Annotated in this window: 1 protein-coding gene; it reads right to left on the bottom strand. The window is 38.1% G+C overall.

Annotated elements, in window-relative coordinates:
• Positions 1–20: 20 nt before the first annotated feature.
• Complete coding sequence (locus tag QUA57_RS28425; RefSeq protein ID WP_333065135.1) at positions 21–1,625, bottom strand: hypothetical protein; 1,605 nt, start codon at positions 1,623–1,625, stop codon at positions 21–23.
• Positions 1,626–1,825 lie beyond the last annotated feature (200 nt).

The following is a 1,825-nucleotide window of genomic DNA, read 5'->3' as shown; positions in this document are numbered from 1 at the left end:
TGGCACATCTCTTGATGAAGTTATTCGTGCTTATTGTGCAGAAAGAGTGTCTCATACTTATTTGAAATGACTATATAGTACGGAGAGCGTTCATCATCAACTGCATAACTTCCTTCAGGAATGTGAATAAGAAATATCCGCTCAAGGCTTGGAGACCCAATCCATTCTGGATGTTCGTGAAGTAATCTTTTACATTCGGCTAGAGTATCCTCAATTGAGACGGGCGTCACAATAGAAGAGTAAGTGAATCGTGTCCCAAAAGTACGTTCTGAACCCCGATATTTATACTTTCCTGTTTTCAGACGCTCAATAATAGCAGCCATATTACTGCGTAAATCCGAGCTACAAACAGGTACAATTTCAACTATTTTTTCAAAATTACCATAAGCTCCAAACTTTGTAATACCATCACGAATATCTTTGGATTCGCGATGACGGCTAAATTCAACATCTGGCTCAGGCACACTGCGAACTTGAAAGCCATTAAAAAATTCGCTTTGCCTGTGTAAGGGCCTTGGCTCAGGTTGAAGGTTGCACCAAAATCCATTAACTTTCAATGGAAATATCTCCTCAGCAATATCGGTAGCTGTTTTTTGAGTTTTTTCGGCACGAACTCTTGAAGAGCTTGGCTCCAGAGCTAAGCTATGTTGTTTTATTGCTCTAGAGAGATCAAATCTAATTCTGTGTTCGCTGAGTAAAAGTTCGATTTGTGACCTTGACAAATTTGGAATTACTTTATTACTGGAAACCTGAATTTCTTGCTTGAAATCGAATAGATACACATTAGCCCATTCGGAATCGAGAGAAGTAATTTTGCCCAGTTCCCAACCATTCCATCTGACAACTGCTGATTTGCCAATTAATTCATTGGTAGAAAAGAAAGCAAGACAATCTTTAGCGGTCTTAAGATTTTTGACTTCTAATGTATAATCAATACACAAATAATAACTTCCTAAATATTGACGTAGTTGAAATGTATATGCTGGATACAATCTTACTAATTCATCAACTGAGGATGATAGGGAAATATTTATTCCTTGTCGGTGAGCTATTAATTTACTAAATTTAGAACTGTCTATAAACCAACCGTGACTTGAAAGCGCATCTTTCAAACCATTCATAATATCTATATATCGATTGGATAACTCATCAATACTAAGAGTTTCGTTACTCTCAGATACAAAAGTCAAGGGGAATAAATTTGCAAATTCAGTAGATTCAGATATAGCAGCTAATCGAAAAGTAGCTTCTCTATCTTTAGCGTTGTTGAATAAAACAACTGTTGTCTGAGACTCGCCGATCCTATATATGGGTGCTGGCAAGCCTAGGAGTTTCATCTCGTCACGCATACGCCTAGTTCCTTCACTGAGTGCTCTAACAAATTCAGCCCCACGCTCATCACGCATCATCTTTAGCCACTCTATAAGTTGCGGATTGCGTGGGGAAGAATTGAGTCGCATATTTTCCAGAGAAAATTCTGCAGGTACATCGCCATCTCTTTGCTGAATTTTTCCTGAATTGCGTACAACAAAAGCATTTTTATAAGACTCACATTCTATTGGCAATCCAATGGCATATTCACGGTGAGCCACAGCGTTAACGATCGCTTCATCGACGCTAATCAAAGGATATTCTGGCTCCTCGATAAAACCACCCTCAGCTTTTCTTCTTTGGTAAAGCTTGAAGAATCCTGATTCTTTAAAAAAAGTTCTGAGGTCGCGAATTTGTTTTGTGATTGGTCCTGTAAATTTGGGTGCATCTCACTGTTGCAAATATATGAAAAAAGGGCGAAAATGAAAAAGCTAGTAAAACTGTGAAAAAAGAT

Source organism: Microcoleus sp. Pol7_B2, from assembly GCF_036701035.1.
GTDB lineage: Bacteria > Cyanobacteriota > Cyanobacteriia > Cyanobacteriales > Microcoleaceae > Microcoleus.
This window is presented reverse-complemented; position numbering and strand designations above follow the sequence as displayed.